Source organism: Frigoribacterium sp. CFBP9029 (assembly GCF_034045305.1).
Lineage (GTDB): Bacteria > Actinomycetota > Actinomycetes > Actinomycetales > Microbacteriaceae > Frigoribacterium.
Map to the genome: position 1 here is coordinate 71,856 of NZ_JAXCWB010000001.1, position 25,881 is coordinate 97,736.

22 protein-coding genes are annotated in these 25,881 nt (G+C 71.9%); 11 read left to right on the forward strand and 11 right to left on the reverse strand.

Going from position 1 to position 25,881, the window contains the following annotated elements; all coding sequences use genetic code 11:
- Positions 1–115: 115 nt before the first annotated feature.
- From SOM11_RS00330 to SOM11_RS00350, 5 genes are all read left to right on the forward strand, one after another.
- Positions 116–1,273 (forward strand): glycerophosphoryl diester phosphodiesterase membrane domain-containing protein, encoded by a 1,158-nt coding sequence (locus SOM11_RS00330; RefSeq protein ID WP_320476866.1) that lies wholly within the window; start codon positions 116–118, stop codon positions 1,271–1,273.
- Entirely contained in the window at positions 1,270–1,941 is a 672-nt protein-coding gene (locus SOM11_RS00335) for a DUF4129 domain-containing protein (protein WP_243213549.1), read from the forward strand. The genes SOM11_RS00330 and SOM11_RS00335 overlap by 4 nt, the downstream gene beginning before the upstream one ends.
- Positions 1,938–3,113, forward strand: a complete 1,176-nt coding sequence (locus tag SOM11_RS00340) for a DUF4350 domain-containing protein (RefSeq protein WP_320476867.1) — start codon at positions 1,938–1,940, stop codon at positions 3,111–3,113. The genes SOM11_RS00335 and SOM11_RS00340 overlap by 4 nt, the downstream gene beginning before the upstream one ends.
- A gap of 79 nt (positions 3,114–3,192) precedes the next feature.
- Positions 3,193–4,146: an AAA family ATPase gene (locus SOM11_RS00345; RefSeq protein ID WP_192058458.1), complete on the forward strand. Its 954-nt coding sequence runs from the start codon at positions 3,193–3,195 to the stop codon at positions 4,144–4,146.
- 2 nt (positions 4,147–4,148) lie between these two features.
- Complete coding sequence (locus SOM11_RS00350; RefSeq protein WP_320476868.1) at positions 4,149–5,441, forward strand: DUF58 domain-containing protein; 1,293 nt, start codon at positions 4,149–4,151, stop codon at positions 5,439–5,441.
- On the opposite strand, the gene SOM11_RS00355 is transcribed toward SOM11_RS00350, so the two are convergent.
- Positions 5,438–6,433, reverse strand: a complete 996-nt coding sequence (locus tag SOM11_RS00355; protein WP_320476869.1) for a stage II sporulation protein M — start codon at positions 6,431–6,433, stop codon at positions 5,438–5,440. The two genes, SOM11_RS00350 and SOM11_RS00355, sit on opposite strands and share 4 nt — an antisense overlap.
- A gap of 18 nt (positions 6,434–6,451) precedes the next feature.
- On the opposite strand from SOM11_RS00355, the gene SOM11_RS00360 reads away from it, so the two are divergent.
- Entirely contained in the window at positions 6,452–7,336 is an 885-nt protein-coding gene (locus tag SOM11_RS00360) for an RDD family protein (protein WP_320476870.1), read from the forward strand.
- Between the two features lies 1 nt (position 7,337).
- On the opposite strand, the gene SOM11_RS00365 is transcribed toward SOM11_RS00360, so the two are convergent.
- From SOM11_RS00365 to SOM11_RS00375, 3 genes are all read right to left on the reverse strand, one after another.
- Positions 7,338–7,589, reverse strand: coding sequence for a metal-sensitive transcriptional regulator (locus tag SOM11_RS00365; protein WP_371740668.1), 252 nt, complete (start codon positions 7,587–7,589; stop codon positions 7,338–7,340).
- 153 nt (positions 7,590–7,742) lie between these two features.
- Entirely contained in the window at positions 7,743–9,161 is a 1,419-nt protein-coding gene (locus SOM11_RS00370) for a phosphomannomutase/phosphoglucomutase (RefSeq protein ID WP_243213557.1), read from the reverse strand.
- Positions 9,151–9,363 (reverse strand): DUF3499 family protein, encoded by a 213-nt coding sequence (locus tag SOM11_RS00375; protein ID WP_192058472.1) that lies wholly within the window; start codon positions 9,361–9,363, stop codon positions 9,151–9,153. The genes SOM11_RS00370 and SOM11_RS00375 overlap by 11 nt, the downstream gene beginning before the upstream one ends.
- A 61-nt stretch (positions 9,364–9,424) precedes the next feature.
- On the opposite strand from SOM11_RS00375, the gene SOM11_RS00380 reads away from it, so the two are divergent.
- Positions 9,425–9,874 carry a metallopeptidase family protein gene (locus SOM11_RS00380; protein ID WP_320476872.1) on the forward strand — a complete coding sequence of 150 codons (450 nt, stop codon included), beginning with the start codon at positions 9,425–9,427 and terminating at the stop codon, positions 9,872–9,874.
- A 22-nt stretch (positions 9,875–9,896) separates the two neighbouring features.
- Here the strand turns inward: SOM11_RS00380 and SOM11_RS00385 are convergent, their stop codons facing one another.
- From SOM11_RS00385 to manA, 5 genes are all read right to left on the reverse strand, one after another.
- Positions 9,897–11,306 (reverse strand): DUF5719 family protein, encoded by a 1,410-nt coding sequence (locus SOM11_RS00385; RefSeq protein ID WP_320476873.1) that lies wholly within the window; start codon positions 11,304–11,306, stop codon positions 9,897–9,899.
- Positions 11,299–14,142 (reverse strand): glycosyltransferase family 2 protein, encoded by a 2,844-nt coding sequence (locus SOM11_RS00390; RefSeq protein WP_320476874.1) that lies wholly within the window; start codon positions 14,140–14,142, stop codon positions 11,299–11,301. Before SOM11_RS00390 ends, SOM11_RS00385 begins: the two co-directional genes overlap by 8 nt.
- 142 nt (positions 14,143–14,284) lie before the next feature.
- Positions 14,285–14,602, reverse strand: a complete 318-nt coding sequence (locus SOM11_RS00395) for a WhiB family transcriptional regulator (protein ID WP_192058482.1) — start codon at positions 14,600–14,602, stop codon at positions 14,285–14,287.
- A 172-nt stretch (positions 14,603–14,774) separates the two neighbouring features.
- Positions 14,775–15,734 carry a UDP-glucose 4-epimerase GalE gene (gene galE, locus SOM11_RS00400; protein ID WP_192058485.1) on the reverse strand — a complete coding sequence of 320 codons (960 nt, stop codon included), beginning with the start codon at positions 15,732–15,734 and terminating at the stop codon, positions 14,775–14,777.
- Between the two features lie 73 nt (positions 15,735–15,807).
- Complete coding sequence (manA, locus tag SOM11_RS00405) at positions 15,808–16,974, reverse strand: mannose-6-phosphate isomerase, class I (RefSeq protein WP_192058487.1); 1,167 nt, start codon at positions 16,972–16,974, stop codon at positions 15,808–15,810.
- A 179-nt stretch (positions 16,975–17,153) separates the two neighbouring features.
- Here manA and SOM11_RS00410 point away from each other — a divergent pair, with 179 nt between their 5' ends.
- From SOM11_RS00410 to SOM11_RS00420, 3 genes are all read left to right on the forward strand, one after another.
- Complete coding sequence (locus SOM11_RS00410) at positions 17,154–18,350, forward strand: acyl-CoA dehydrogenase family protein (protein ID WP_243213563.1); 1,197 nt, start codon at positions 17,154–17,156, stop codon at positions 18,348–18,350.
- A gap of 68 nt (positions 18,351–18,418) precedes the next feature.
- On the forward strand, positions 18,419–19,771 hold the full coding sequence (locus SOM11_RS00415; protein ID WP_320476875.1) for an O-antigen ligase family protein: 1,353 nt from the start codon (positions 18,419–18,421) through the stop codon (positions 19,769–19,771).
- Between the two features lie 37 nt (positions 19,772–19,808).
- Positions 19,809–21,101: an exopolysaccharide production protein gene (locus SOM11_RS00420; RefSeq protein ID WP_192058493.1), complete on the forward strand. Its 1,293-nt coding sequence runs from the start codon at positions 19,809–19,811 to the stop codon at positions 21,099–21,101.
- A 24-nt stretch (positions 21,102–21,125) separates the two neighbouring features.
- Here the strand turns inward: SOM11_RS00420 and SOM11_RS00425 are convergent, their stop codons facing one another.
- Positions 21,126–22,499: a hypothetical protein gene (locus SOM11_RS00425; protein ID WP_320476876.1), complete on the reverse strand. Its 1,374-nt coding sequence runs from the start codon at positions 22,497–22,499 to the stop codon at positions 21,126–21,128.
- A 124-nt stretch (positions 22,500–22,623) separates the two neighbouring features.
- Here SOM11_RS00425 and SOM11_RS00430 point away from each other — a divergent pair, with 124 nt between their 5' ends.
- Complete coding sequence (locus SOM11_RS00430; RefSeq protein ID WP_320476877.1) at positions 22,624–25,182, forward strand: glycosyltransferase; 2,559 nt, start codon at positions 22,624–22,626, stop codon at positions 25,180–25,182.
- A 55-nt stretch (positions 25,183–25,237) separates the two neighbouring features.
- Here SOM11_RS00430 and SOM11_RS00435 read toward each other — a convergent pair whose 3' ends face one another.
- Entirely contained in the window at positions 25,238–25,873 is a 636-nt protein-coding gene (locus SOM11_RS00435) for a hypothetical protein (RefSeq protein WP_320476878.1), read from the reverse strand.
- Between the last annotated feature and the right edge of the window lie 8 nt (positions 25,874–25,881).

Genomic DNA, 25,881 nt, shown 5'->3' on the forward strand with positions numbered 1-25,881 from the left:
ACGTCGGATCAGATTACTGCAGGAGGCGCGCATCGGCTGGCACCCTCGCCTCCGCTATGGAAACATGGCGGGAGACGCGAGGACGACCTCGGCGGTGGACGACCCGGGGGGACGAATGACCGATCCGAACGCCTGGGCGGCCCCCGGCGGCGCCGACGACGGCCCTCGCTGGGGCGAACGCGTCGCCCCCGAATCCGCACCGCTCCCCCCGCAGGCGGGCTGGACCCCTCCGGCCAAGCCCGGTCTCGTGCCGCTGCGCCCGCTCACCTTCGGCGAGATCCTCGGGGCGTCGTTCCAGGTCTTCCGACGCAACCCCCGGACGACGTTCGGCACGGCGCTGCTCGCCCAGGTCGTCGTCGCGATCGTCACGGCGGGGGCCGTCGGCGCCGCCACGTTCGCCGCCTTCGACCGGATCGAATCGGCCCGTCCCTCCGACCTCGAGACGGTGACCTCGGGCGCCATCGCCCTCATCCTGCTCTCGGCGCTCGTCCCGGCCGCCCTGTCGCTCGTCGTGAGCTCGGTCCTCCAGGGGCTCTTCGTGCTCGAGACCTCGCGGCAGATCCGGGGCGAGCGTCTCCGGCTGGGCGGTCTGCTCGCCCTGGCCAGGGGGCGCATCGGCGCCCTGATCGGCTGGTCGGCCCTCGTCGCCCTGGCGACGATCGTCGCCCTGGCGGTCGTCGCCGCGATCGTCACCCTCGGCGTCGTCATCGGGACGGGCCCCAGCATCGGAATCGGCATCGGCGCCGGTCTGCTCGCGGGGCTCGGAGCCACGGCCCTCGGTGTCTGGCTCACGGTGCGGCTGTGCCTCGTGCCGAGCACGCTGATGCTCGAGCGCACCACGCTGCGCACCGCAATAACCCGATCGTGGTCGCTCGTGCGCGGCGACTTCTGGCGGACCTTCGGCATCGTCGCTCTCGTCTTCGTCATGATCCAGGTCGCCGCGCAGGTGGTCGCGACCCCGTTCTCGATCCTGTTCGCCCTGCTCGGCGGCACCCTCGCGCCCACGGGCGACACCCTCGACCCGACCTCGCTCGTCGTCACGGGCATCGGCTACCTGCTGACCATCCTCGTGACCTCCGTGGTGACGGCGATCGGCTCGGTCGTCCAGGCCGCTTCGGTCGGTCTCGTCTACGTCGACCGCCGCATGCGTCTCGAGGGCCTCGATCTCGAGCTGGCACGGAGCATGGACGAGCGCGCCTCCGACCCGACCGGCCTCGACCCGTTCCGTACTCCGAGCGACGCGCACGACCACGCGGGGGCGTCCCCTCGGTGATCACGACGACGGTGTCGGCCGCCGCCCCGCTGCTGCCCGAGCCGGACGACGCCCGACGCGCGCTGCTCCGCGAACTGACCGGCGCCGACTACGTCGCCGCTCGACCGACCTGGCTCGACCGCGCGGCGCAGTCCTTCTGGGACTGGATCGAGGGCATCCGGTTCGGCGGGGTCGACGGTGCACCGGCGGCCGGGCTCCTCGTCGCCCTGATCGTCCTGGTGGGTGTCGTGGTCGTGGTCTTCGTCGTCTACGGCAGACCCCGGCTCGACCGCCGGTCGGCCTCTTCGGGTTCCGTGTTCGGCGTCGACGACGAGCGCGACGCCGACACCCTGCGCCGCGCGGCCCGGGCGGCCGCCGCCCGAGGCGATCACGCGACCGCGATCGCCGAGGCGTTCCGCGGTCTGACGCGCGCACTCGTCGATCGAGGGCTGATCGAGACGTCCCCCGGCACCACGGCGAACGGCGTGGGCGAGCGCGCCTCGGCGGTGTTCCCCGAGCACGAGCGGGCCTCCAGGGCCGCGGCCCGGGCCTTCGACGAGGTCCGCTATCTGGGTCGCACCGGCTCCGAAGACGACTACCGGGCCGTCGCCGAGCTCGACCGGATCCTGTCGAGCGAGCAGCCCCCTGCACGGTCTGCCGGCCGCGACACGGTACGGGCGGACGCATGAGCGTCGTCACCCCCACGATCGGGGCCCGACTGCGTTCGGCGCGGGTCTGGATCGCCCTGGCGGCGGTGGCCCTCGCGGGTGCGATCGTCGTCACCCTGCTCGGGGTCGGCGGCGGCACGGGCGGACGACCGCTCGGGCCCGAGAACGCCGCTCCGGCCGGGGCGAAGGCCGTCGTCGAGGTGCTCCGAGACGAGGGCGTCGGCGTGACGGTGACGACGTCGCTCGCCGACACCCTGTCGAGATCGACCGACCCGACACGCACCGCGATCGTCGTCGACGACGCCGACGGATTCGTCACCGACTCGCAGTGGGCCCGACTCGCCGGCACCGGGGCCTCGCTCGTGCTGCTCGCCCCCTCGCAGACCGCGCTCGACTCCATCGCGCCCGGGGTGACGGAGGCCGGTCCGTCCGACGACGACGTCGTGGCGCCCCGTTGCGACGTCGAGATCCTGTCGCGCGTCGACCGGGTCGACGCCGGCGGGGTCGCCTACGCGATCGACGACTCCGGCTCCCGCGACTCCGACACGGCCGCGTGCCTCCCGACCGATGCCGGCCTCGGCCTCGTCGAGCTCGCCGGGCCCGACTCGACGGTCACGGTCGTCGGCGCGACCACGGCGCTCACCAACGAGGAGGTCGGCTCGGACGACAACGCCGCCTACGCCCTCGCGCTGCTCGGCGGCTCGCCCGAGCTCGTCTGGTACCTGCCGAGTGCGACCGATCTGCCCGAGGGCGAGGGCACGCTCGCCACGCTCACCCCGTCGTGGGTCACCCCGGCGCTCGTCGTCCTGCTGCTCACCGGCGTCGCCGCCATGGTCTGGCGGGGCCGCCGCCTCGGCCCCCTCGTCGTCGAGCGGCTGCCGGTCACGGTGAAGGCCGCCGAGACCACCGAGGGGCGGGCACGGCTGTACGAGAGATCCGGCGACCGACGGCACGCCCTCGACCAGCTGCGCATCGGGACGCTGGGTCGCCTCGCACGCGTCACCGGGCTGGCCGCCGGCGCGTCGGTCGACGAGATCGTCGACCGGGTCGCACCGCTGGTCTCGGCCCCGCCGGCGGCGCTCCGCCACGTCCTCCTCGACGCCGACCCGGCCGACGACCGCGAGCTGCTCTCGCTCAGCGACGCGCTCCTCGATCTGGAGCGGGCCGTGCGGGCGGCGGTGGCTCCCTCGTGACCGGCGCCGCGCCTCCTCGGCTTCCCCCCGCGCCTCCCCCATCCGCAGACGACCACCACCACCCGGAGAAGAGCACGACATGACCTCAGACCTCCAGCAGACCTTCTCGCGAGTCCGCGTCGAAGTCGGCAAGGCCGTCGTCGCCCAGGACGGCGCCGTGACCGGTCTCATCGTCACGCTGCTCGCCCAGGGGCACGTGCTGCTCGAGGGCGTGCCCGGCGTCGCGAAGACCCTGCTCGTGCGCGCCCTCGGCCACTCGATGTCGCTCGACACCTCGCGCGTGCAGTTCACCCCCGATCTGATGCCCGGCGACATCACGGGCTCGCTCGTCTACGACGCGAAGGCCGGCGAGTTCGAGTTCCGACCGGGGCCCGTCTTCACGAACGTGCTCCTGGCGGACGAGATCAACCGGACGCCGCCGAAGACCCAGTCCGCGCTGCTGGAGGCGATGGAGGAGCGCCAGGTCTCGGTCGACGGGGTCAGCCGTCCCCTCCCGACCCCCTTCATCGTGGCGGCGACGATGAACCCGATCGAATACGAGGGCACGTACACGCTGCCCGAGGCGCAGCTCGACCGCTTCCTGATGAAGCTGACCCTCGATCTGCCCCCGCGCGACGCCGAGGTCGAGGTGCTCGGTCGACACGCGGCGGGCTTCTCGCCCCGCGACCTGCGGGCGGCGGGGGTCACGCCCGTCCTCGGCCCCGACGACCTCGCCCGGGCCCAGGCCGAGGTCGGACGGGTCGGAGCCTCCCCCGACGTGCTCGCCTACATCGTCGACCTGGCCCGCGCGACCCGTGAGAGCCCGTCGGTCGTCGTCGGCGTGAGCCCGCGCGGCTCGACCGCACTGCTCGCGGCGGCGAAGGCCTGGGCATGGCTGACGGGGTTCGACCGCATCACCCCCGACCACGTGCAGGCCATGGCGCTGCCGGTGCTCAGGCACCGGCTGAAGCTGCGCCCCGAGGCCGAGCTGGAGGGCGTCGACGCCGACAGCGTCGTCCGATCGGTCCTCCAGCAGGTCAGGGTGCCGATCTAGCCATGGCCGTCACCGGATGGTTCGTCGTGCTCGTCGCCCTCGGCGTCGTGCCCGTCATCGCGACGGAGAGCCCCTGGGCGCTCGTCGTCTGGCTCGTCGTCGTCGGCGCCCTGACCGGGCTCGACGTCGCCCTCGCGGGGTCGGCGCGAGCCCTGGGCCTCCATCGGGGGCTACCCGGGCCGATCCGGCTGGGCGAGAGCACGACGGCCCGCCTGACGATCTCGAACGACGGACGTCGGACCATCCGCGGGCAGCTGCGCGACGCCTGGCAGCCCTCGGCGGGCGCCTCGCCGACCCGACGTCGTCTCCACCTCCGACCGGGCGCGGCCACGACGTTCACGACGACGCTGACCCCGTTCCGCCGCGGTGAGCGACTCGCCGACTCCGTGACGCTCCGCACCGTCGGCCCCCTCCGGCTCGCGGGCCGCCAGGCGACTCACGCCGTGCCCGGCTCGGTGCAGGTGCTGCCGCGCTTCTCGTCGCGCAAGCACCTGCCGTCGAGGCTGGCCCGTCTCCGCGAGCTCGACGGTCGCACGAGCGTGATGATCCGCGGGCAGGGCACCGAGTTCGACAGTCTCCGCGAGTACGTGCGCGGCGACGACGTGCGGTCGATCGACTGGCGCGCGACGGCCCGGCGCGACGAGGCCGTCGTCCGCACCTGGCGACCCGAGCGCGACCGTCGGGTCGTCGTGATCGTCGACAGCGGCCGCACCTCCGCCGCCCGGATCGACGACGAGCCCCGCCTGGACACCGCGTTCGAGTCGGCGCTGCTGCTCGGCGCCCTGGCCTCCCGAGCGGGCGACCGGGTCGATCTCGTGGTCGTCGACCGCCGGGTCCGTGCCAGGGTGCAGGGCACCACCGGGCCCGCACTGCTGTCGTCCATGGTGACCGCCATGGCCCCCCTCGACCCCGAACTGGTCGAGACCGACTGGGCCGCCCTGCCCGGCATCGTGCGCTCGGTCACCACGCAGCGTGCGCTCGTCGTGATCGCGACGACGGTCGACAGCCCCGGCTCCGCGCGGGCGCTGCTCGCCGCCCTCCCCCAGCTGACCCGGCAGCACCTCGTCGTGGTGGCCTCCGTGGCCGATCCCGCGCTCGAGGCGCTGAGCGTCGATCGGAGCTCCCGCGACGCCGTCTACCACGCGGCCGCCGCCGAGCGCGCCCGCCTCGACGGCGCGAGAGTCCGGACGGCTCTGCTCCAGTCGGGCGCCGACGTCGTGATGGCCGCCCCGGCCGACCTGCCGCCCGCTCTGGCCGACCGGTACCTGGCCCTGAAGGCCGCGGGGCGGCTCTAGGCCGAGACGAGGCGGGTCGCGCCGGCCTCGAACTCGTCGAGGTCGCCGGTCTCGCCCGCCCGGTGGGCACGACCGCCCAGCACCCACTGGTAGGCCAGGAACGCCAGCAGGGCGATCGTCCCGATGCCGATCTTCACCGGCCAGGGCCAGGCCTGACGGGTCACGAACCCCTCGATGACCCCGGACACGAGCAGGGCGAGCACCAGCCCGACGGCGATCGTGATGAGGGCCCGACCGTCTTCGGCCAGCGCCTGACCCCTGGTGCGGGCGCCCGGGGCGACCCAGGACCAGAAGATCAGGAGTCCGGCCGCGGCGGCGACGAAGATGCTGTAGAGCTCGAGCTGGCCGTGGGGGGCGATGTACAGGAAGAAGTAGTCGAGCCGACCCTGATCGGCCATGATGCCGGCCGATACCCCCAGGTTCACGGCGTTGCCGAACACGACGTAGGGCACCCAGACGCCGGTGATGCCGAAGGCCACGCACTGGGCGGCGATGTAGGCGTTGTTCGTCCACACCTGCCCCGTGAACGAGCTGGAGGCGCTCTCGGAGTAGTACTGCACGAAGTCCTGCTCGGCGAACTGGCGCCGGAACTCCTCCGACCCGAACGACGCCAGGACGGCCGGGGTCTGCGCCGCCCAGACGGCGAACACGGTCGCCACGATCGCGGTCGCCAGCGCCACCGCGATCGACGCCCAGCGGACCCGGTAGAGGGCCGCGGGCAGCTGCACCCAGAAGAAGGTCGGCAGCTGCCGGAGGACGTTCCGACCCGCGCCGGTGAATCGCAGCCGGGCACGCGACAGGGTCATCGACAGCCGGTCGGCGGCCGGCGAGTCGCCGGTGGCCGTCGTGAGCGCAGACAGCTCGCCGGCACCGGACTGGTACAGCGCGACGAGCCGGTCCGCCTCGTCGCCCGTGAGTCGCCGACGGCGCGCCAGACGGTCGAGCTCGGCCCAGTCGTGGCCGTGGGCTGCGGCGTAGGCGTCGATGTCCATTCTGATTAGATACTAGGCATGCCTCGCCGCACGCCACCACGCGCCTCCCCGGTGGCCCTGCGCGCCGACCAGGTCGAGACGTTCACGGCGGGGGGCGACGAGCTCGTGACCGGCGAGGCCGTGGCCCTCGACCTCCGCCCCACGAGCATCGTCCTGCGGGGTGCGGGCGTGATCATCGACTACCTCGTGTACGCGACCTCGGTCGTCGGGCTGATCGTCCTGGTGGGGCTGCTGAACGAGGCGGGCGTGCTCGACGACGCGCTCTCGCAGGCCTTCGTGATCGGCTCCGTCGCCTTCGGCCTCATCATCGTCCCCGCCGTCGTCGAGACGGTGTCCCACGGTCGCTCGCTCGGGCGCCTGGTCGTCGGCGCCCGGATCGTCCGAGTCGACGGAGGCGCGATCGGCTTCCGGCACGCCCTCACCCGGTCGCTCGTCGGGCTGCTCGAGATCGTCCTCACGACCGGCGGGCTCGCGGTCGTGGTCGGCCTGCTCAACGGCTCGTCCCGACGTCTCGGCGATCTGATGGCGGGCACGTACAGCCGCAACGAGAGACTGGCCAGAGACAGCCGCGTCATCGCCGTGATGCCGCCCGAGCTCGCCGGCTGGGCCTCGATCGCCGACGTCGCCCGGCTGCCCGAGGGCACGGCCCGACGGGTCGCCGCGTTCGTGCAGCAGGGCTCGCGCCTCATCCCGTCGAGTCGGCTCCGGGTGGCCGCCGAGCTCGCCGACGAGGTCCGGGCCCACGTCTCGCCGGTGCCCGACGTGGATCCCCAGCTCTGGTTGACCGCAGTCGCGGTGCTCCGCCGCGAACGTGAGTCGACCGCCCTCGCCCGCGAGGCCGCGATGCTGGCCCGTCTCGAACCGGCCCTGACCGGCACCGTCCCCGGGTTCCCCCGGCGCTGACCTACGAGCGGACGAGACGCGCGATGGCCGCCGAGGCCTCGCGGATGCGCTGATCGGCGATCTCGCCGCCCTCTCGGGCCGCCTCGGCCACGCAGTGCGCGAGATGGTCGTCGAGGAGCTGCAGGGCGACCGTCTCGAGCGCCTTGGTCGCCGCGCTGACCTGGGTCAGCACGTCGATGCAGTAGGTGTCGTCGTCGACCATCCGCTGGATGCCCCTGACCTGCCCCTCGGCGCGACGCAGGCGCTTGAGGATCTGCTCCTTGTCGCCGCTGTAGCCGACGTGGTGTGCCGGGCTGGCCGTCTCGTGGTCCGTCACCGCGCCTCCTCGTCCATCGATCACCGGGTGGGGCGAGCGGGCCGACGGGCCCGACGCACCCGACCGGCGGATACCCCCTGGGGGTACAGACTAACCGCGGATGAGACGCAGCACGTCGTCGCGGACGCGGATCATCTCGGGCTCGGTGGCCGCCTCGGCGTTGAGACGCAGCAGCGGCTCGGTGTTCGAGGGGCGCACGTTGAACCACCAGAAGCCGCCCTCGTCGGACGCGCCGTTCACCGTGAGACCGTCGAGCTCGTCGAAGTCGCCGACCCCCGCGTAGGCGTCGACGATGCGCGCATAGGCGGCGGGCACGTCGGTGACCGTCGAGTTGATCTCGCCGCTCGCCGAGTACGGCGTGTAGCGGTTCGTGAGCGTCGACAGCGGCTCGTCCTGCGAACCGAACTCGGCCAGCACGTGCATGGCGGCGAGCATGCCGTTGTCGGCACCCCAGAAGTCGCGGAAGTAGTAGTGTGCCGAGTGCTCGCCGCCGAAGATCGCGCCGGTCTCGCGCATCTCGTCTTTGATCAGCGAATGCCCCACCCGGGTGCGGACCGGCGTCGCGCCCGCCGCCTCGATGGCCTCGGGCACGGCCCGCGAGGTGATGAGGTTGTGGATGACGGCGATGTCGGCGTCGGGCTCGAGGGCCCGCACGCGCGCGATCTCGCGCACCGCGACGATGGCCGCCACAGCCGACGGGGTGACCGCGTCGCCGTTCTCGTCGACGACGAAGCAGCGGTCGGCGTCGCCGTCGAAGGCGAGCCCCAGGTCGGCGCCGTGCTCGACGACGGCCTTCTGCAGGTCGACGAGGTTCGCGGGCTCGAGCGGGTTCGCCTCGTGGTTGGGGAACGTGCCGTCGAGCTCGAAGTACATCGGCACGATCTCGATCGGCAGCTCGGCGAGCCCCGCGGCGGTGCCGAGCACGGCCGGGACGGTCAGCCCGCCCATGCCGTTGCCCGCGTCGACGACGACCTTGATCGGCCGGATGGTCGACAGGTCGACGAGTCGACGGAGGTACGCGGCGTAGTCGCCCAGCGCGTCGTACTCGCGGATCCCGCCCGGCTCGGCGACGGCCTCGATGCCGCCGTCGAGATACGAGGAGGCGCGGTCGCGGATTGACGCCAGCCCGGTGTCGAGACTGATGCCCTGGGCACCCGCACGGCTCATCTTGATGCCGTTGTAGCTGGCCGGGTTGTGGCTGGCCGTGAACATCGCGGCCGGAGCCGACAGCGAGCCCGAGGCGAAGTACGACTCGTCGGTCGAGCAGAGCCCGAGCGCGACGACGTCCGCGCCACGGGCGCGAGCCCCCCGGGCGAAGGCGGCGGCGAAGGCGGGCGAGGAGTCGCGCATGTCGTGGCCGACGACGAGCTCGGAGCCGGCGGCCTCGATCTCGTCGGCGAAGGCCGCACCGAAGGCCTCGACGACCTCTTCGGTCAGCTGGCTGCCGACGAGCCCCCTGACGTCGTAGGTCTTCACGAAGGCGGTGAGGTCGGGGCTCTCAGATGTCATTCCCCAAAACTACCCGGCGCAGGACCTCCCACCCCTGCGGAACCGACAACGTCGATGCGTGTCGCTCGCAGAGGTCGTATCCGTGGGGTTCGACGACGCCGCTCAGCGGGCCGACGACCACCATCTGGTCGGAGTACACGTATGTCAGGGTCGCCGCCGCCTCGCGGTGGCAGGTGACCTTGCTGCAGGGACGCGCGTTCATCGGACACGAGACTAGTGCGTACCGCCGGGGGCAGATCCGCGCCGCGGGCTAGCATGACGGGATGGCCAGGCCACATCACGTCCGCGTCACCGATCGCTCGCATCACCGCGACCGTCACGGCCGGGGGCTCCGTTCGTCGGCGGCCGGTCCGCATCTGCCGTTCCTCCGCACGCGGGTCGACCTGTTCGACGACATCGTCGCCTCGACCGCCGACTACCTGCGCGAGCTCTGGCCCGACGAGCTCGAGGGCGTGACCTTCGAGGTGGCCGGTCTGCCGGCCGAGCCCGATCGGACCCGCGTCGAGCGCTGGCTCGTCGACCGGCAGGCCCGCCGGGTCCTCCTGTACCGTCTGCCGATCGAACGACTCGCGCCGGCGCACGAGCACCGGTCCTCGCCCGACGGCGACTGGGACCACCGGGTGCTCGTCGAAGGCCACGTGTTCCGCGCCGTGGCCGAACTGCTCGGCAAGGACCCGTGGGAGCTCGCGCCCGACCGCTGGCGCGACCAGTGATCGGCCCCGCCCCGCGTCGATCTCAGGGGTAGACGGTGACCGGGGACGACGCCGGCAGCGGCGAGACGACCGGCCACGCCGCGACCGCTCCGTCCGCCGAGAAGCTCATGCCCGCACGGAGCCCGTCGGCGCCCGTCAGCAGCACCGACTGCCCCGCTGACACCTCGAGAGTCGCGCTGCCGGTCGCCGGCACCTCCACGACCTGATCCTTGCCGTCGACGCTCACCGTCGCCGAGACGACGTCGTCCGTCGGGTTCGCCAGGGTGAGACCTGCGCCCTCGCCCTCCGGCACCGACAGGAGGGTGCTGCCGGACAGGGCCGGCGCCGAGGCCGCCCAAGACACGTCGACGGCGCCGTCGGCGGACAGCGCCGAGGTGCGGACGGCGCTCACGACCGGGACGTCCGACGTGATGGTCGCCGTGTAACGGCCGTCCGCCAGGCCGTCGATCGGCACGTCCGTCACGAGACCGGACTCGACTCGCGTGTCGAAGGACGTGCCGGTGCCGTCGTCCGAGGCGATGCGCACGGATACCAGCGCCGCCGAATCGCCCGGCGCGAAGAGACGCAGGGCGCTCTGCAGATCGCCGGCGGCCGGGTCCGCCAACGCCGCCTCGAGGGTCTCGCCCCCGCGGACGATGATCCCGGGGACGACCGAGGTCGTGCTGGGTCCCGCCGCTCCGCTGATGATGTCCACCCCGCCCGGATCGAGCGTCCGGACGATCGACTCCTGCATCGACGCGACGATCTGGCCGCCGCGGCTGGTGACGTGCACGACCGGGGAGAGGAGTCCCGTCGAGAAGCCGGAGAGCGGGATGACCCGCTGACTGCGCGGGCCCACCACGATGCCCTCGATGCCGGGGCCCTGGACGGGGCCGTTCTCGGCGGAGATGTCGAGGTCGATCGTGGAGTTGACGTCGCTCGGGTTGACGAGGGTGATCAGCGAGACGCGACCGGTCTCGGTCGACCCGCCGACCAACCACGTCGAGCTGCTGGGCTCGGTGCACGGGGCACTGGCGAATCCGACGAGATCGTCGGAGGCGACCGCCTGGCTCTGCGCCGCCGCGACGAGGGGGACGTCGTCTCCTGCCAGAGGCGCGGTCACGAGCAGAGGGTCGGAGCTGCTGCCGTCCGCGCCGGCGAGCGTCGTCGTCGATTCGTCGTCGGCGCTCGAGGACGTGACGACCTGCGCACTGTCGACGGCGCTGGCGGTCGTCGCCTGCTGCCCCTCGGCGTCGGAGAGCCTGAGCACGCTGCCGCCGCAGACCCGCTGCGGGTCGAGGGGGACGGGCGTGACGACCTGACCGGCCGGAGTCGCCTCGAGACTCGGCAGGGGCAGGACGGTCGCGGCGGTCACGACGGCCACGCCGACCGCGATCCCCACCACCCCCACGATGATGCGTCCGGTGGTCGAGGCGACGGATCGCTCAGTCATCTCTCTCCTCGTCGAAGGTGGTGGCGGGCTGCTCGGCTTCGGGCGTCCCGGCACGGCTGCGGCGACGACGCGGAGTCGTCGGAAGCGCCAGCAGGAGGGCCGAGCCGAGCACGAGGGCCCAGGTGACCAGGACGATCACGCCGAGCGGACCGCCGTCGGGGTGCGGCTCGCGCTGGTCGGTCGAGTCGATGTAGCGCCAGAGCAGACCGTTGCTGGTGTCGCCGACCGGCAGGAACGCCGCGTCGGCGTCGAGGGCCTCGCTCGATCGCTGGGCCAGAGCCGAGGAGTCCGGGTCGTCCGCGCCCTCGGTCAGCAGCACGAAGCCGATGCCCTGGCGCGCGAGGTCGTCGGAGGGGTCGAATCCGCTCCGGCTCACCAGGTTGCCGGCGAGGACGGTGAGGTCGTCGGTGGTCGAGGTGAGACTCTGCGCCGTCGAGTCGAGGGACGACTGGTCGTCGAGGGTCGACCCCTGCCCGTGCTCGAGCGAGACCGCCAGCGAGCCGTCGGGCTGCGGCGTCAGCACCAGGGTTCCGATCTCCGGTGACGCCTCGGCCTCCGCCGTCACGTAGGCGGACAGGATCCGACCGGTGCTCGAGCGGATGTCCGCCGCGCCCGAGAGCGAGCCGATCACCACGGGCACGGCCGCGGCGACCGCGAACACCGCCACGACGACACCCGACGCCGGCGCGATCCGGGGCAGTCGATCGAGCGTGACCGAGGCCGCGCCGATCAGACCGAGCAGGTAGAGGCTGAGCGCGCCTCCGGCCCAGATCGTCGTGCTCTCGCTGCCGACGCCGATGATCGACAGCTGCGTCGCCACCACGGCCGTGAGGTAGCCGGCCAGGGCGATGACGAGCGCCGGCACGGCACGGGTGCGCGAGCCGACGAAGGGCGAGGCGAGCGCGAGGAGCGCGAGGGGCACGAGACCCACTGCCACGATGATCGCGAGCGTCCCGCCCTGGACGCCCGACCCACCGAGGAGGGCGGTCCATCCGTTCAGACCGGTCTCGGGAGAGCCGAGCAGGAGCTGGAGGGGCGACGCGGGATCCGTCCGGGTGGGGACTCCGGGGTCGGCGAGGAGGGCCCACCACGTGCCGCGCATCGTCTGGACGATCGCCAGCGGGGCGAACAGCACCACGGCCGGCAGGGGGATCGCCAGCATGCGGTGGATCCCCCTCGGCCGGGTGGCGAGCGATCCGATCCAGAGGAGGAGCAGCGCCGGCAGGAGGACGGGTGCACCGGCTGCGACGAGCGCGAAGAGCAGCGACGCGGCCGCCCCCGAGGCCCACGAGCGCGCCGCTCCGATGAGCGCCCAGATGAAGAACGGCAGCGCCATGTGCGCGACGACCGCTCCGAGGTGCCCGGTCTGGAGTGACGAGAACAGGGGCGACGACACGGCGTAGAGCGCGGCCGCGACGGCGGGGACCCACGAACGCGTCGTGATGCGCCGGGCGACGAAGAAGGTGCCGAGCGCGGAGACGGGCGCAGCGACGAGGTAGACGGCGAGCACCGACGTCGACGGAGACCAGAAGGTGGCCGTCCCGAGGAGCGCCACGACGAGGGCGAACGGGTCGGACGGGCCGACGAAGCCGGCGCCGATCTCGCGCCAGCCCCAGCCGACGGACTTCCAGAGCTCTCCGACGGTGGTGCTCAGCGGCAGGAGTCCGCCGCCGGTCATCGCGGGCTCGCGCACCAGCCGGAGGAACGCGACCACGCTCACGACGGCCGTGGCGACGACGACCCACAGTCCGCCCGATCCGATGAAGCTGGCCCTCGGGTCGGCGGAGTCCTCGCCCCGGGCGACCAGGGCGTCGCGCTCGTTCACCCGACGCTCGCGCACCTGGTTGTAGCTGGCCCGCAGGGGTTCGACGGCCGACCACGACACCGTCCTGGTCCGGTGCAGCGCCCGGCGTGCGGCGGGCACGCGCCCTCCCCCGAAGGCCACGCGCAGAGCGGTCGAGAACTCGCCGAGGACCGCACCGGGGTTCTTGGTGAGGAGGTGCCAGACGCTGCGGACGACGGCCAACGGGACGAGGCTGAGCCAGTGCAGGGGCAGTGCGGCGAGAGGTGCGTAGACGAGGCGTCGGTGGAGCTGCGCCGCCCGACGCAGCCGGGCCCGACGAGCCTGCCCGCCGTGCGACTGCCCGAAGTCCTCCGGATTGCCCGCGCTGCTGACGTGCGCGGCGGGGACGGCGATCACCCGGTGTCCGGCGAGTCTCGCCCGCACCGAGAAGTCGAGCGACGCGTCGACGTGCGGCAGACCCGGGTCGAACCCGCCGAGAGCGTCCCAGACGCTCCGCCGCACGAGCATGCCGCCCGCGGCGACGCCGAGGACGTCGTCGTGGAAGTCGTGCTGCCCCTGATCGAGCTCGTTCTCGACGAGCGGCATCGACGCCCCGTAGCGGGTCATGGTCTCGCCGAACTCGGCGATCGTGCCCGGCTCGTCCCAGCGCATCAGCTTCGGACCGGCGACCGCCACGGAGGGAGCCACCTCGACCGTCGCCATCAGACGCTCGAGCGCGTCGTGCTCCGGCGCGTTGTCGTGCCCGAGGAACCACAGCCATTCGTCGTGGGTGTCGTGCGGGGCGTCCGACGTCGGGCCCGACACGCGGACGCCGTGAGAGAGGGCCTCGCCGAACGTCCGGGCCGCGGGGACGCTGGTCAGCTGGGCGGCGCCGCTCAATGACAGGCGGCCCGCCGCCGAGTCCGGTCCACCGGTGTCGACGACCACGAGGGCCTCGGGCGGTCGCGTCTGACGCGACAGACCCTCGAGGGTTCGGTCGAGGTAGGTCGCCCCACCGGGGGCGACGAGGATCGCTGTGACTCTCGGCTGCATGACCTGTGCAGCCTAGGTCGAGCCTCGCACCTCCGTCGACCGGCGCGCCGGTCCCGGCGCACCTGTGAACCACCCATGACCGGGTACGACGACGGCGTGCCGCCCGTTCGGGGAGCACGCCGTGATGTCGAGGAGGCGCGGGTCAGGCCTGCTTGCGGAGCTTCCGTCGTTCGCGCTCCGACAGACCACCCCAGATGCCGAAGCGCTCGTCGTTCTGCAGGGCGTACTCGAGGCACTGGGCCTTGACGTCGCACGAGGCGCAGATCTTCTTGGCGTCGCGGGTGCTTCCGCCCTTCTCGGGGAAGAACGCCTCGGGATCGGTCTGCGCGCAGAGCGAGTCGGCCTGCCAGGCGAGCTGGTTCTCTTCGTCGTCGACCTGGTTCTTGCGCACGCCGGGGACGCCGAGCAGGACCGGGTCGACGTGCCAGTCGTCGGGTACTCCGACACGGGTGTCGTTCATCGTCACAGCACATCTCCCCTCGTCGTCGTCGCCCCCTGAACGGCTGCGATGGGGTCAATTACACCGGTGTAATTCGGCCACGTCAAGTCAGGGCCCAATAAACCCTGAACCCCTCATCGAGGGTCAAGCGGGCCCCGGCGTGTCGGGGTACGGTTCGGCTCGTCGCGCCGGCTCAGGCGCGCGGGGCGGCGGCCCAGGCGCTCGAGACCATGTCGAGCAGACTGTGTCGCATCGTCCAGTCGAGGTCGCGGGCCGCGAGCGCGCCGTCGGCGACGATGCGATCCGGATCGCCTGCGCGCCGAGGGGCGACCTCGGGCGTGAAGTCGATGCCGGTGCCCTCGCGCATGGCGTCCATGATCTCCCGGACCGACACCCCGCCTCCCGAACCGAGGTTGTAGGCGGGCTCGACCGGCTCGCCCGCGTCGAGGCGTCGAGCGGCGGCCACGTGCGACACGGCGAGGTCGGCGACGTGCACGTAATCGCGCACGCAGGTGCCGTCGGGCGTGGCGTAGTCGTCGCCGTTGATGCGCGGCGTGCGACCCGCGGCGAGCGCGTCGAACACGAGGGGGAAGAGATTGTGCGGGCTGGCGTCGTACAGCTCGGGGTGTCCGGAGCCGACCACGTTGAAGTAGCGGAGGCTCGTGTGACGGAGTCCGGTCGCCACCGCCTGGTCGCGCAGCAGCCACTCGCCGATCAGCTTGCTCTCGCCGTACGGCGAGGCGGGGGCCTTGGGGGTGTCCTCCGTGACGAGCTCGGTGGGCGGGGTGCCGTAGACGGCGGCGCTCGACGAGAACACGATGCGATCGACGCCGTTCCCGGTCATCGCCTCGAGCAGGCGCTGCGTGCCCGTCACGTTCTGGTCGTAGGTGTGCAGCGGACGCTGGACGGACACACCGGCGTACTTGTAGCCCGCGACGTGGACGACGCCGGTGACGCCGTGGCGGGCGATCGTCTCGGAGACGAGGTCGCCATCGAGGATCGACCCCCGGACGAACGGCACCCCCTCGGGCACGAACGACTCGATGCCCGACGAGAGGTCGTCGAGCACGACCGCGTCGATCCCCGCCGACCGGAACTCGCGGACGACATGGGATCCGATGTAGCCGGCGCCGCCGGTGACCAACCAAGACATGGGGCAACTCTAGTCAGCGACGGGGGCGCCGCCGCGGCGGCTCGCTCGCACCGAGGAGGCGCGGGTCGACGGCTCAGGCGGGGGTCGCCACGTAGAGGGTCCCTCCCCCGGTGACGGCCAGCCGGACCTCGTCGGGTGTGACGAACGCGGACTCGCCGGTCGCGAGGCGGATGCTGCCGTCCTGACCCTTCACCTGCACCTCGCCCTCGGTGACGAGCATGATGCTCGGTCCGCCGATCTGCACGACCGCGCCCGCGCCTCCGGCGTCCACCCGGAGGAGGGCGAAGCCGACGCCCGTCGGGTCGAACCGCTCGACCCCGCGCGCGGTCTCGACCGGACGGAGGTACGGGACCGGCAGCGGGTCGAAGTCGAGCACCTCGAGCAGCTCGGGGACGTCGACGTGCTTCGGGGTGAGGCCGCCGCGGAGGACGTTGTCGGACGGCGCCATCAGCTCGACCCCGAGACCCCCGAGGTACGCGTGCACGTTGCCCGCCGGGAGGAAGAGCGCCTCGCCACGGGAGAGGGTCACGTGGTTGAGCAGCAGCGAGACGACGACGCCGGGATCGCCGGGGTAGCGACCGGAGAGGTCGGCGACGGTCGCGATCGAGGGCGACGGGTCGGCCACGCCCTGCGCGAGCTCGGAGACGTCCGCGACGATCCGAGCAGAGTCGTCGGAGCCGTCGAACAGCCGCGTCAGAGTCGTCTCGAGCGACGTCTCGATCATGCCGCGGAGCGTCGACAGCCGGCCGGTGCCGCCGTCGAGGGCATCGACGTCGGCGACGGTCTCGGCCAGGGTGCGGAAGCCGCAGAGCGCCTCGAACGCGTCGCTGAGAGCGACGATGATCTCGGGCTTCGGGAACGGGTCCTTGTAGTTGCGCGACGGCGAGTCGAGGGGCACGCCCGCCTCGTTCTCGGCGGCGAAGCCGGCCCTCGCCTGCTCGGGGGTCGGGTGCGCCTGGATCGACAACGGGGAATCGGCGGCGAGGACCTTCAAGAGGAACGGCAGCTCGGACCGGCCACGGCCGAGGGCGCGATCCGGCTCGGCGGCGAACCAGTCGGCCAGCGTGTCGGCCCCGCCCACGACGGCCGGGTTGACGACGACGCTCGGCGAGCCGGCGTGGGCCCCCAGCCACAGCTCCGCCTCGGGTCGCCCGGACGGTCGGCGCCCGAGCAGCGTCGAGATCGCGGTGGTCGAGCCCCATGCGTAGTCGCGGGGCGTGTTGGTGATGGCCAGGAACATGCTCTACCTGCTTGTCGAGTGGAGGGCTTGGGGCCCCTCTACAAAGACATCGGGGCCTCAACCGGGAGGCGTTGGCCAAAACTACCAAGTCCGTTGCCGCGCGCGGGCGGCGTGCCTAGGCTCGCCGGGTCCCGGCGGCCAGGCCGCGCAGGGCCCCGACACAGAGCAATGGAGCACGGATGTCATCGACGACCCTCACCTCGTTCAGCACGCTGGCCAGCGACTTCTTCGGATTCGAAGACCAGCTCTCGGATCGCGAGAAGGGCGTGCTGTCCGAGCTGCGCTCGTATCTCGAGACCGAGGTCAAGCCGATCGTCAACCGGCACTGGGCCGACGCGACCTTCCCGCACGAGGTCGTCAAGGGCCTGGCGGGTCTCGGCCTGTTCGGCATGCCGTGGGACGAGACCCGGCCGTTCGAGAACTCCGCCGTGTTCCGCGGCTGGGTCGCCCTCGAGCTCGCCCGGGTCGACGCCTCCGTCGCGACCTTCTGCGGGGTGCAGAACGGGTTGGCCATGGGATCGATCAGCGTCGGCGGATCACCCGAGCAACGTGCCGAGTGGCTGCCGAAGATGGCCAGCGGCGAGGTCGTGGGCGCGTTCGGGCTGACCGAGCCCCTCTCGGGCAGCGACTCGGCGCAGGGCCTGCGCACCGTCGCCACCCGCGACGGCGACGACTGGGTCCTCAACGGGTCGAAGCGCTGGATCGGCAACGCGACCTTCAGCGACATCACGATCATCTGGGCGAAGAGCGCGGAGGACGGCCAGGTGAAGGGCTTCATCGTCCCGACCTCGACACCGGGGTACTCGGCCACCAAGATCGAGGACAAGCAGAGCCTCCGCATCGTCCAGAACGCCGACATCACCCTCACCGACGTACGCGTCCCCGACCGCCTGCGCCTCCAGCAGGCGACGTCGTTCCGCGACACCGCTGCCGTCCTCCGCCTCACCCGCGCCGACGTGGCCTGGGCCGCCGTCGGCAACTCCATCGGCGCCTACGAGGCGGCGCTCGCCTACGCCAACGAGCGCGTCCAGTTCGGCAAGCCGATCGCCAAGCACCAGCTCGTCCAGGATCTGCTGGTCAAGAGCATCGGCAACATCACCGCCTCGATCGCCCTGGTGGCGCGCTGCTCGCAGATGCTCGACGAGGGGGTCCAGCGCGACGAGCACGCGTCGCTCGCCAAGGCGTTCACGACGGCGAGGATGCGCGAGACCGTCGGTTACGCGCGGGAGGTGCTCGGGGGCAACGGCATCGTGCTCGACTACGACGTCGCCCGGTTCTTCGCGGACGCCGAGGCCCTCTACAGCTACGAGGGCACGCGCGAGATGAACACGCTGATCGTCGGTCGGGCGATCACCGGCCAGGCGGCCTTCGTCTGACCCCGCTCCTCCACAGGTCCACGACGGGCCGCCCCGGCCGGGGCGGCCCGTCGTCTAGCCTGGTGCCCATGACGTCGACGACCACCTCCCCGCCCGCGGTCCTGGCACCGCGTCGACAGGGCACGGTCTTCGCGACGCTGGCGTTCCTCGTCCTGTTCGGCGGCGACGTGCTCCGCAACGGCACCTCCTTCTGGGGCTGGGGCGTCGCCTGCGGGGCGATGGTCGTCGCCTCCGCGGTCGTCGTCGCCCGCAACCGGCCCGACCCCCGGCGGCTCCCCCGGCTGCTCGTGCTCTTCACGATCTGGGCGGTCGTCTCGATCACCTGGTCGCAGTACCCCGGCGCGTCGGCGCTCGGCATCGTCGCGACCCTGGCCACCATGCTCGGCGCCCTGGCGGTCGCCTGGTCGCTCCCCTGGCCGCTCATCGTCGCGGCGCTCGGTCGGGCCCTCCGCATCCACGTCGGTCTGTCGCTGCTCTTCGAGCTGATCGTCGCGACCCTCGTCCGACGCCCAGTCTGCCCCGTCTACCTCGACTGCACCGGCGGGGTGCCCGACGCCTTCTTCTGGTCGCGCGACGTGCTGCTCGAGGGCGGTCGCATCCAGGGGCTGCAGGGCAACAGCAACATCCTGGGCATCCTGGCCCTCCTGGCGCTCGTCGTCACCGCGTCGCAGTGGTCGGCCCGCACCATCAGCTCGCGTGCGGGCACGATCGGGGTCGCCCTCGCGATCGCCGCCCTGCTGCTCACCCGATCGGCGACCACCGCGGCGAGCGGCCTCGCCGTGGTGGCCGTGCTGGCGCTCGTGCTGCTGGTCCGCCGCACCGCGCCTCCTCGGCGTCCTCGTCTGTACCTGGCCGCCGTGGCCGCCGTCGTGGTCGTGGCCGTCGTCGCCGTGCTCGCCCGCACGCCTCTGCTCGGCGCGCTGGGTCGCAGCAGCGACCTCACCGGCCGCACCGACATCTGGGCCGCGGTGCTCGACCTGGGCGCGCAGCACCCGGTCGTCGGCTGGGGCTGGGTCGGCTACTGGGTTCCCTGGGCCGCCCCGTTCACCGACCTCGCCGAGCGGAACGGCGTCGTCTATCTGCAGGCGCACGACGCCTACCTCGACGTCTGGTTCCAGCTCGGCTGGATCGGGCTCGTGCTCTTCGGCCTCGTGTGCCTCGGCGTGCTGGCGCGCTCGTGGTGGTGGGCCACCGACCGCCGTGTCCTCGGCGTCGGGCGGGAGGCCCCGTGGGCGACGCTCGACCTGCTGCCGCTGCTGCTCGTCGTCGCGCTGCTCGTGCACGGCATCGCCGAGTCACGCCTGATCGTCGAGTGGGGTTTCGCGCTGCTGGTCGTGGTCGTGGTCGTGACCCGGCGCGACGCCCACGGCTGGAGCGACCACGACCGGGTCGCCGAGCCCACCGACGCCCTCCGTCCGTGACGACGGCGCCCAGAGGCCGCCCTGCCACAATGGTCGCGTGAGGCAGACCCGAGACGAGCGCGACCCGATCCGCCGCTACGTGTCGGCCTGGATCGGGTTCTCGGCGGGCGGTCACTTCAGCCAGGCCCTCGCGGTCGCCATCGTGCTCTACGCCTTCACGACCGAGTCGGTCCGCACGCTGATGGGCTGGCCGGGCTCCGTGGCGATCCTGGCGGCCCTGGTCGTCCTGGCCGGCGTCTCGCTCTTCGGCCAGCGGCACCACATCGAGTGGCGCGGCATCCTGCCCGTGTCGCTCATCGCCCTGTTCGGGTTCATGGGCCTCAGCGTGTTCTGGAGCGAGTACACCTGGGTGACCGTAGGAGGCGCGGCGTACGCGGCCGCGTTCGGCGCCCTCGGCATCTACCTCGCGCTCGGACGGGATCTCGTCCAGGTGGTGCGCGCCGTCGGCGACGCACTGCGGATCGTGCTGGTGACCTCGCTGGCTCTCGAGGTGTTCAGCGGGCTGCTCATCGACCAGCCCATCCCCTTCCTCGGCATCCAGGGCAACCTGGCCTACGGCGGGCCCATCCAGGGCATCGCCGGCACGCGCAACTACATCGGCTACCTCGCCGCACTGGCCCTCATCACCTTCGCCGTCGAGTTCCTCACCCGGTCTGTGCCCCGTCCGCAGGCGGTCGCCTCCGGGCTGGTCGCCATGACGACCCTGCTGCTCGCCCGCTCGCCGGTCACGGCCGTGGCGGTTCTCGCACTCGTGGTGGCCGGGCTGGCGCTCAACGCGCTGCGTCGGGCGCCCGAACGGCGTCGCCCTCTGCTGCAGGGAGCGCTGGCGACGCTCGTCGTGATCGGCGGGACGCTGGCCTACGCGGGCCGTTCGCGCCTCCTCGACTCCGTCGACGCCACGGCCGACCTGTCGGTCCGGACGGCCCTCTGGGCGCGGATCCGCGAGCTGACGAGCGTCCACGACGTGACGGGGTGGGGCTTCGTGGGGCAGTGGCCCGGCGAGATCTTCCCGTTCTCGACCATCATCTCGCCGAGCGGCCGTCCGCATGCGACGGGCCTGAACGCCTTCTACGACATGGGGCTGCAGCTCGGCCTCGCCGGCGTCCTGCTCTTCGTCGTCGCCGGGACCCTCGCGTTCGTCCGGAGCTGGACCACCGCCTCCGGCCACCCGATCGTCGCCTACGTCTGGCCGGCCCTCGTGCTCGTGCTGATCGGGGTCACGGCCCTGGCGGAGAGCTACGTGCTGTTCGAGGGCTCGCTGATGCTCTTCGTGACGGTGGCCACCGTCGCCGCCCGCAAGCGGTCGTGGCGCTCCCGCCTGCCGAACTGACGACCCGGTCTGCTCGAGCCCGGGTCACTCCACGCGGCCGTCGAGGAGATCGTCGCATTCGATCATGACGTTCCAGGGACTGGGGGGCGAACGCCGCTCCGGCGCCGTCCGGATGGTCTCGACGGCGGACGGATCGATCGAGAGGCAGGCCGTCTCGGCCTGGTCCACCTGCACCGACCAGATGGGGCCTTTGTGTCGGCGGTTCTCCGTCGTGACGACGCCGCTCAGCTGGACGGCGACGACGAGCACCGCCAGCAGCGGGGCGATGAGACGGACGGGGCCACGCTCGCGCCAGAGTCGTGACGCGGCCACCACCGTCACCGCCAGGAGGAACATCGAGGGGACGACCGCGTAGCGCAGCAGGACGAACGTCGGGAGCCCTTCGTCGATCGTCTGCGCGTACTCGAACTGCTCTTGGGGGTTCAGCGTCACCGCGGCCACCCAGATCCCTGCGGAGGCGGCGGCCGCTGTCACGGCGAAGACGCGCTCGCGCAGATCTCCGCGGACCACGAGGTAGACGGCGGCGGCGACCGCCACGAGCAGAGTGAGGACGAACGGCAGGAGTCCTGCGTCCGCGACCAGGTTCTTCACGCCGTCCGTCGTCGCCGCGATCGTTCCGCCCACCGCGTTGAGCAGATACCCGATGGCGATCGAGTCGAGGCCGCTGATCGCGTTGGTGTTCTCGGTTCGAGGAGACAGCAGGGTCGCGGCGACCTGGGCACCGACGCTCAAGACGAGCGCGACGCACATCGGGCGTGCGAACGGTCGGCGCCAGGCCAGCAGCACGAGCGGCACGAAGAGGATCAGCTGGATCTCGGTCAGGCCGGCCGCGAGCATCACGACGCCGAGCAGGACGCCGCTCCGTCTCGTCCGCGGTTCGGACAGGAGCATCCACGGTGCGGCCCAGATGAAGTACCAGTGCAGGTTCGCGGTGTTGCCGAGCACCTCGATCGAGGCGCTCGGCACCAGGAAGGTGATGGACGCGACGACGACCCGGCCCGCGACCCCGGGCACGACCGAGCGCGAGGTGACGTAGACGAGGGCGGTCACGAGACCGACCACGACGCAGGAGGCGGCCGACATCGCGACGGCGTACCGGTCGACCGGCAGCAGTGAGACCACGAGGTCGGCGATGATCCGCGGTACGACGTGGAAGTACCCCTCGTAGACGGTCAGCAGGCCGGCGATCGGGCCGTCCGCGATGCGGTCCCCGATGAAGTTGCGACCGTCCTCGGCCCAGAGGGTGGAGCGCGCCGCGGGAGGGAGACGCAGCCACGACACCACCGTGCCGACGACGACGAGCAGCAGGGGCACGGCGATCCCCGCGATCCTGCGCGCGACAGGACCGGCCGAGGTGCCATCGTCGGCGACCATCGCCGGAGGAGCAGTTGACGACATGGATTCCCCCTGGGCGACCGAGCAGATGAGCATCCATCGTGGCATGCTGCCGGGGCACCGAGCCCCATCCGGCGTGTCGGCCGGTTGCTAGACTCGCCGTTCCGCCCCCTGTGAAAGGCCCTTCGTGACTGAACGCCGCCCCGGAGTCGTCTCCGTCGTCCTCGTGAACTTCCGCGGTGCGGACGACACCATCGCCTGCATCTCCGAGCTCAAGAAGGTCGACTGGCCGAAGGAGCGCCTCGAGATCATCGTCGTCGAGAACGGCTCGGGCGATGACAGCGCGGCCCGCATCCGCGAGGCGCACCGCGACATCATGCTCGTCAAGTCCAAGAAGAACCTCGGGTTCACGGGCGGGAGCAACCTCGGCGTGGCGAAGTCGAGCGGCGAGTTCGTCGCCTTCCTGAACAACGACGCGCGCCCCGACGCGGCCTGGGTCCGCGCGGCCGTGCAGACCTTCCACCAGGGTCGGGACATCGCCGCGGTGGCCTCGAAGGTGCTCGACTGGGAGGGCCGGAAGATCGACTTCGTCGACTCCGCCGTCTCGTGGTTCGGCATGGGTCACAAGCCGCACTACCTCGAGCCCGACGACGGCAGCCACGACGAGGCCCGAGACATCCTCTTCGGCACCGGTGCCGCCCTGTTCGTCCGGGCCGAGGTCTTCGAGCAGGTGGGCGGCTTCGACGAGCGCCTCTTCATGTTCTACGACGACGTCGACCTCGGCTGGCGGCTGAACCTGCTGGGGTGGCGCGTCCGCTACCAGCCGGCGTCCTTGGCGTACCACAAGCACCACGCCTCGATGAAGGACTACGGCGACTTCCGAGAGATGTACCTGCTCGAGCGCAACGCCCTCTACACGATCTACAAGAACCTCGACGAGGAGTCGCTCAACAGTGCCCTCCCGGCCGCGATGTCGCTCATCATCCGTCGCTCTCTCGCCCGGGGCGGAGTCGACTCCGGCGTGCTCGACCTGCGGGTGCCCGGCGACGACAGCGATCCCGACATGTCCATCCCCAAGACGAGTGCCGCCGGCGCCTTCGCCATCGACGCCTTCGTCGACGACCTCCCCTCGCTGACCGAGACCCGCCGTGAGCTGCAGGCCGGTCGACGTCGAACCGACCGCGAGCTCTCGCGACTGTTCGGGGTCACCGACACCCCGCTGGCCGACATGCCCCGCTACCTCGACGGCTACGACGCCGTGGTCGACGCGTTCGCCGTCATGGCCGGGCGACCGTCCTCCCTCGAGGCGTCGACGGACGACCCCTCCGCCACGGCCTCGAACCGACGACGCATCCTCATCGTCACCGGCGACTCCTTCGGCAAGAAGATGGCCGGGCCGGCGATCCGGGTCTGGAACATGGCTCTGCTGCTCTCGAAGGAGCACGACGTCCGCGTCGTCAGCCTCACCACGGCCGAGACGATGGAGGCTCCCTTCGACATCGAGGTCGTGTCGCCGCACTTCCCGGCCGCCATGGCCCGTCACGAGGACTGGGCGGACGTCATCGTCGTCCAGGGCTACGCGCTCCAGCAGTTCGAGGTGCTCGAGAGCACGCAGAAGGTGCTCGTCGTTGACATCTACGACCCGATGCACCTCGAGCAGCTCGAACAGGGACGGGAGAAGGACCTCGACGAGTGGGACGACCAGATCCTGGGTGCCGCCGACTCGCTGAACAAGCAGATCGGTCTCGGCGACTTCTTCCTCTGCGCGTCCGAGCGCCAGAGGCTCTTCTGGCTCGGGCAGATGGCCGCCATGGGCCGCATCAACGCCCACAACTACAGCCGTGACGAGTCGCTCAACTCGCTGCTCGCCATCGCGCCGTTCGGTCTGCCCGACAGCGAGCCCGTGCACACGCGACGCGCTCTCCGGGGCGTCGTCCCCGGCATCGGCGAGGACGACAAGATCGTCGTCTGGGCCGGTGGTCTCTACAACTGGTTCGACCCGAAGACCCTGGTGCGAGCGGTCGCCGATCTCGCGACGCGACGCGACGACGTCCGGCTGTTCTTCATGGGGACGAAGCATCCCAACCCCGACGTCCCCGAGATGGCCATCGTCGCCGAGACCCGAGATCTCGCCCGCCAGCTGGGCGTGCTCGACAAGAACGTCTTCCTGAACGACTCGTGGGTCGACTACGAGGACCGCCAGAACTACCTGCTCGAAGCGGACGCCGGGGTCTCGACGCACTTCACGCACGTCGAGACCACCTTCTCGTTCCGCACGCGGATCCTGGACTACCTCTGGACGGGTCTGCCCATCGTCAGCACGCGCGGCGACAGCTTCGGCGACCTCGTGGAGAGCAGCGGGCTCGGCATCGCCGTCCCCGAGCTCGACGTCGACGCCCTGTCGGCCGCTCTCGAGTCGATGCTCTACGACGACGAGGCGAGAGCGTCGGCCAAGCGCGAGATCGCCGCCGTGCGGAAGCAGTTCGTGTGGGAGAACGCTCTCGCGCCCCTCCTCGAGTTCTGCCGTCAGCCCGTACGTGCCGCCGACAAGACGCCGCGATCGAGCGCGCCCATGCCGGGGGCCCCCGGCCCTGGCCGGCGATCGGCTCGCAGCCTGATCACCGTGCGACCGCCTCGTCGTCACGGTCTCGCGCACGACGCCGAGCGGGCGCTGTTCTACCTCCGCCACGGCGGCGTCAACGCGGTCTACACCCGGGTGCGACGCCGTCTGATCAAGCCCCGCTGAGAAGACGACGGGCCCGCCAGCCCCTCGGGGGCGGGCGGGCCCGTCCGGCTTCCGGTCAGGATCGACGGACGCCGACCGGGACGACCGCCGACGTGCCGGTCGACGTGGACGAGCGGTACGACATCGTCACCGACCAGTCTCCGGCCGCGCGGTCCGCGGTGCTGACCGAGACCGAACCGCAGTACGTCGCCGTCGCATCGCCTCGAGCCGTCGACGTCGCCCGCACGACCTCACCACCCGATCTGGCCTCGAGGGTGCACACCCCTCCGGTCTCGACGACGCCGTCGACGATCCCCGCCGCGGTCAGCGTCTCGGTCGCCGCGTCCCATCGGGCCGTCGGCACGGTCACCGTGACGGTGGTGAGATCCTGATCGTCCACCGAGTCGTCGGGCGCGGCGGTCGGACGGGCCGAGGGCGCCGCCTGGGGTTCGGGGACCACGGGCGCGGAACCCGACGACGTCGCATCGTCGTCGGACTGCGCCGGAGGCGTCTCCAGCTGCGGAGCCGAAGCCGACGGAGCCGGAGCCGTCGCCGTGCGCGACGGTGCGGGTGTCGCCGTCGCCGTCGCCGTCGGGCTGGGTGCCTCCGACGTGGGCACAGGCCCCGCCGCATCGTCCGTGGTCGGACGCAGCACGTACAGGGCGACTCCTGCGGCGACGACGATCACCGCGCCTCCTGCGATGGCAGCCACCAGTCGTG

Bases quoted from the DNA above. Each gene is read 5' to 3' on its own strand.
- SOM11_RS00330 (WP_320476866.1), top strand. From the start codon at position 116: ATGACCGATCCGAACGCCTGGGCGGCCCCCGGCGGCGCCGACGACGGC.
- SOM11_RS00340 (WP_320476867.1), top strand. From the start codon at position 1,938: ATGAGCGTCGTCACCCCCACGATCGGGGCCCGACTGCGTTCGGCGCGG.
- SOM11_RS00345 (WP_192058458.1), top strand. From the start codon at position 3,193: ATGACCTCAGACCTCCAGCAGACCTTCTCGCGAGTCCGCGTCGAAGTC.
- SOM11_RS00350 (WP_320476868.1), top strand. From the start codon at position 4,149: ATGGCCGTCACCGGATGGTTCGTCGTGCTCGTCGCCCTCGGCGTCGTG.
- SOM11_RS00355 (WP_320476869.1), bottom strand. From the start codon at position 6,433: ATGGACATCGACGCCTACGCCGCAGCCCACGGCCACGACTGGGCCGAG.
- SOM11_RS00360 (WP_320476870.1), top strand. From the start codon at position 6,452: ATGCCTCGCCGCACGCCACCACGCGCCTCCCCGGTGGCCCTGCGCGCC.
- SOM11_RS00370 (WP_243213557.1), bottom strand. From the start codon at position 9,161: ATGACATCTGAGAGCCCCGACCTCACCGCCTTCGTGAAGACCTACGAC.
- SOM11_RS00375 (WP_192058472.1), bottom strand. From the start codon at position 9,363: ATGAACGCGCGTCCCTGCAGCAAGGTCACCTGCCACCGCGAGGCGGCG.
- SOM11_RS00380 (WP_320476872.1), top strand. From the start codon at position 9,425: ATGGCCAGGCCACATCACGTCCGCGTCACCGATCGCTCGCATCACCGC.
- SOM11_RS00385 (WP_320476873.1), bottom strand. From the start codon at position 11,306: ATGACTGAGCGATCCGTCGCCTCGACCACCGGACGCATCATCGTGGGG.
- SOM11_RS00390 (WP_320476874.1), bottom strand. From the start codon at position 14,142: ATGCAGCCGAGAGTCACAGCGATCCTCGTCGCCCCCGGTGGGGCGACC.
- SOM11_RS00395 (WP_192058482.1), bottom strand. From the start codon at position 14,602: ATGAACGACACCCGTGTCGGAGTACCCGACGACTGGCACGTCGACCCG.
- galE (WP_192058485.1), bottom strand. From the start codon at position 15,734: ATGTCTTGGTTGGTCACCGGCGGCGCCGGCTACATCGGATCCCATGTC.
- manA (WP_192058487.1), bottom strand. From the start codon at position 16,974: ATGTTCCTGGCCATCACCAACACGCCCCGCGACTACGCATGGGGCTCG.
- SOM11_RS00410 (WP_243213563.1), top strand. From the start codon at position 17,154: ATGTCATCGACGACCCTCACCTCGTTCAGCACGCTGGCCAGCGACTTC.
- SOM11_RS00415 (WP_320476875.1), top strand. From the start codon at position 18,419: ATGACGTCGACGACCACCTCCCCGCCCGCGGTCCTGGCACCGCGTCGA.
- SOM11_RS00425 (WP_320476876.1), bottom strand. From the start codon at position 22,499: ATGTCGTCAACTGCTCCTCCGGCGATGGTCGCCGACGATGGCACCTCG.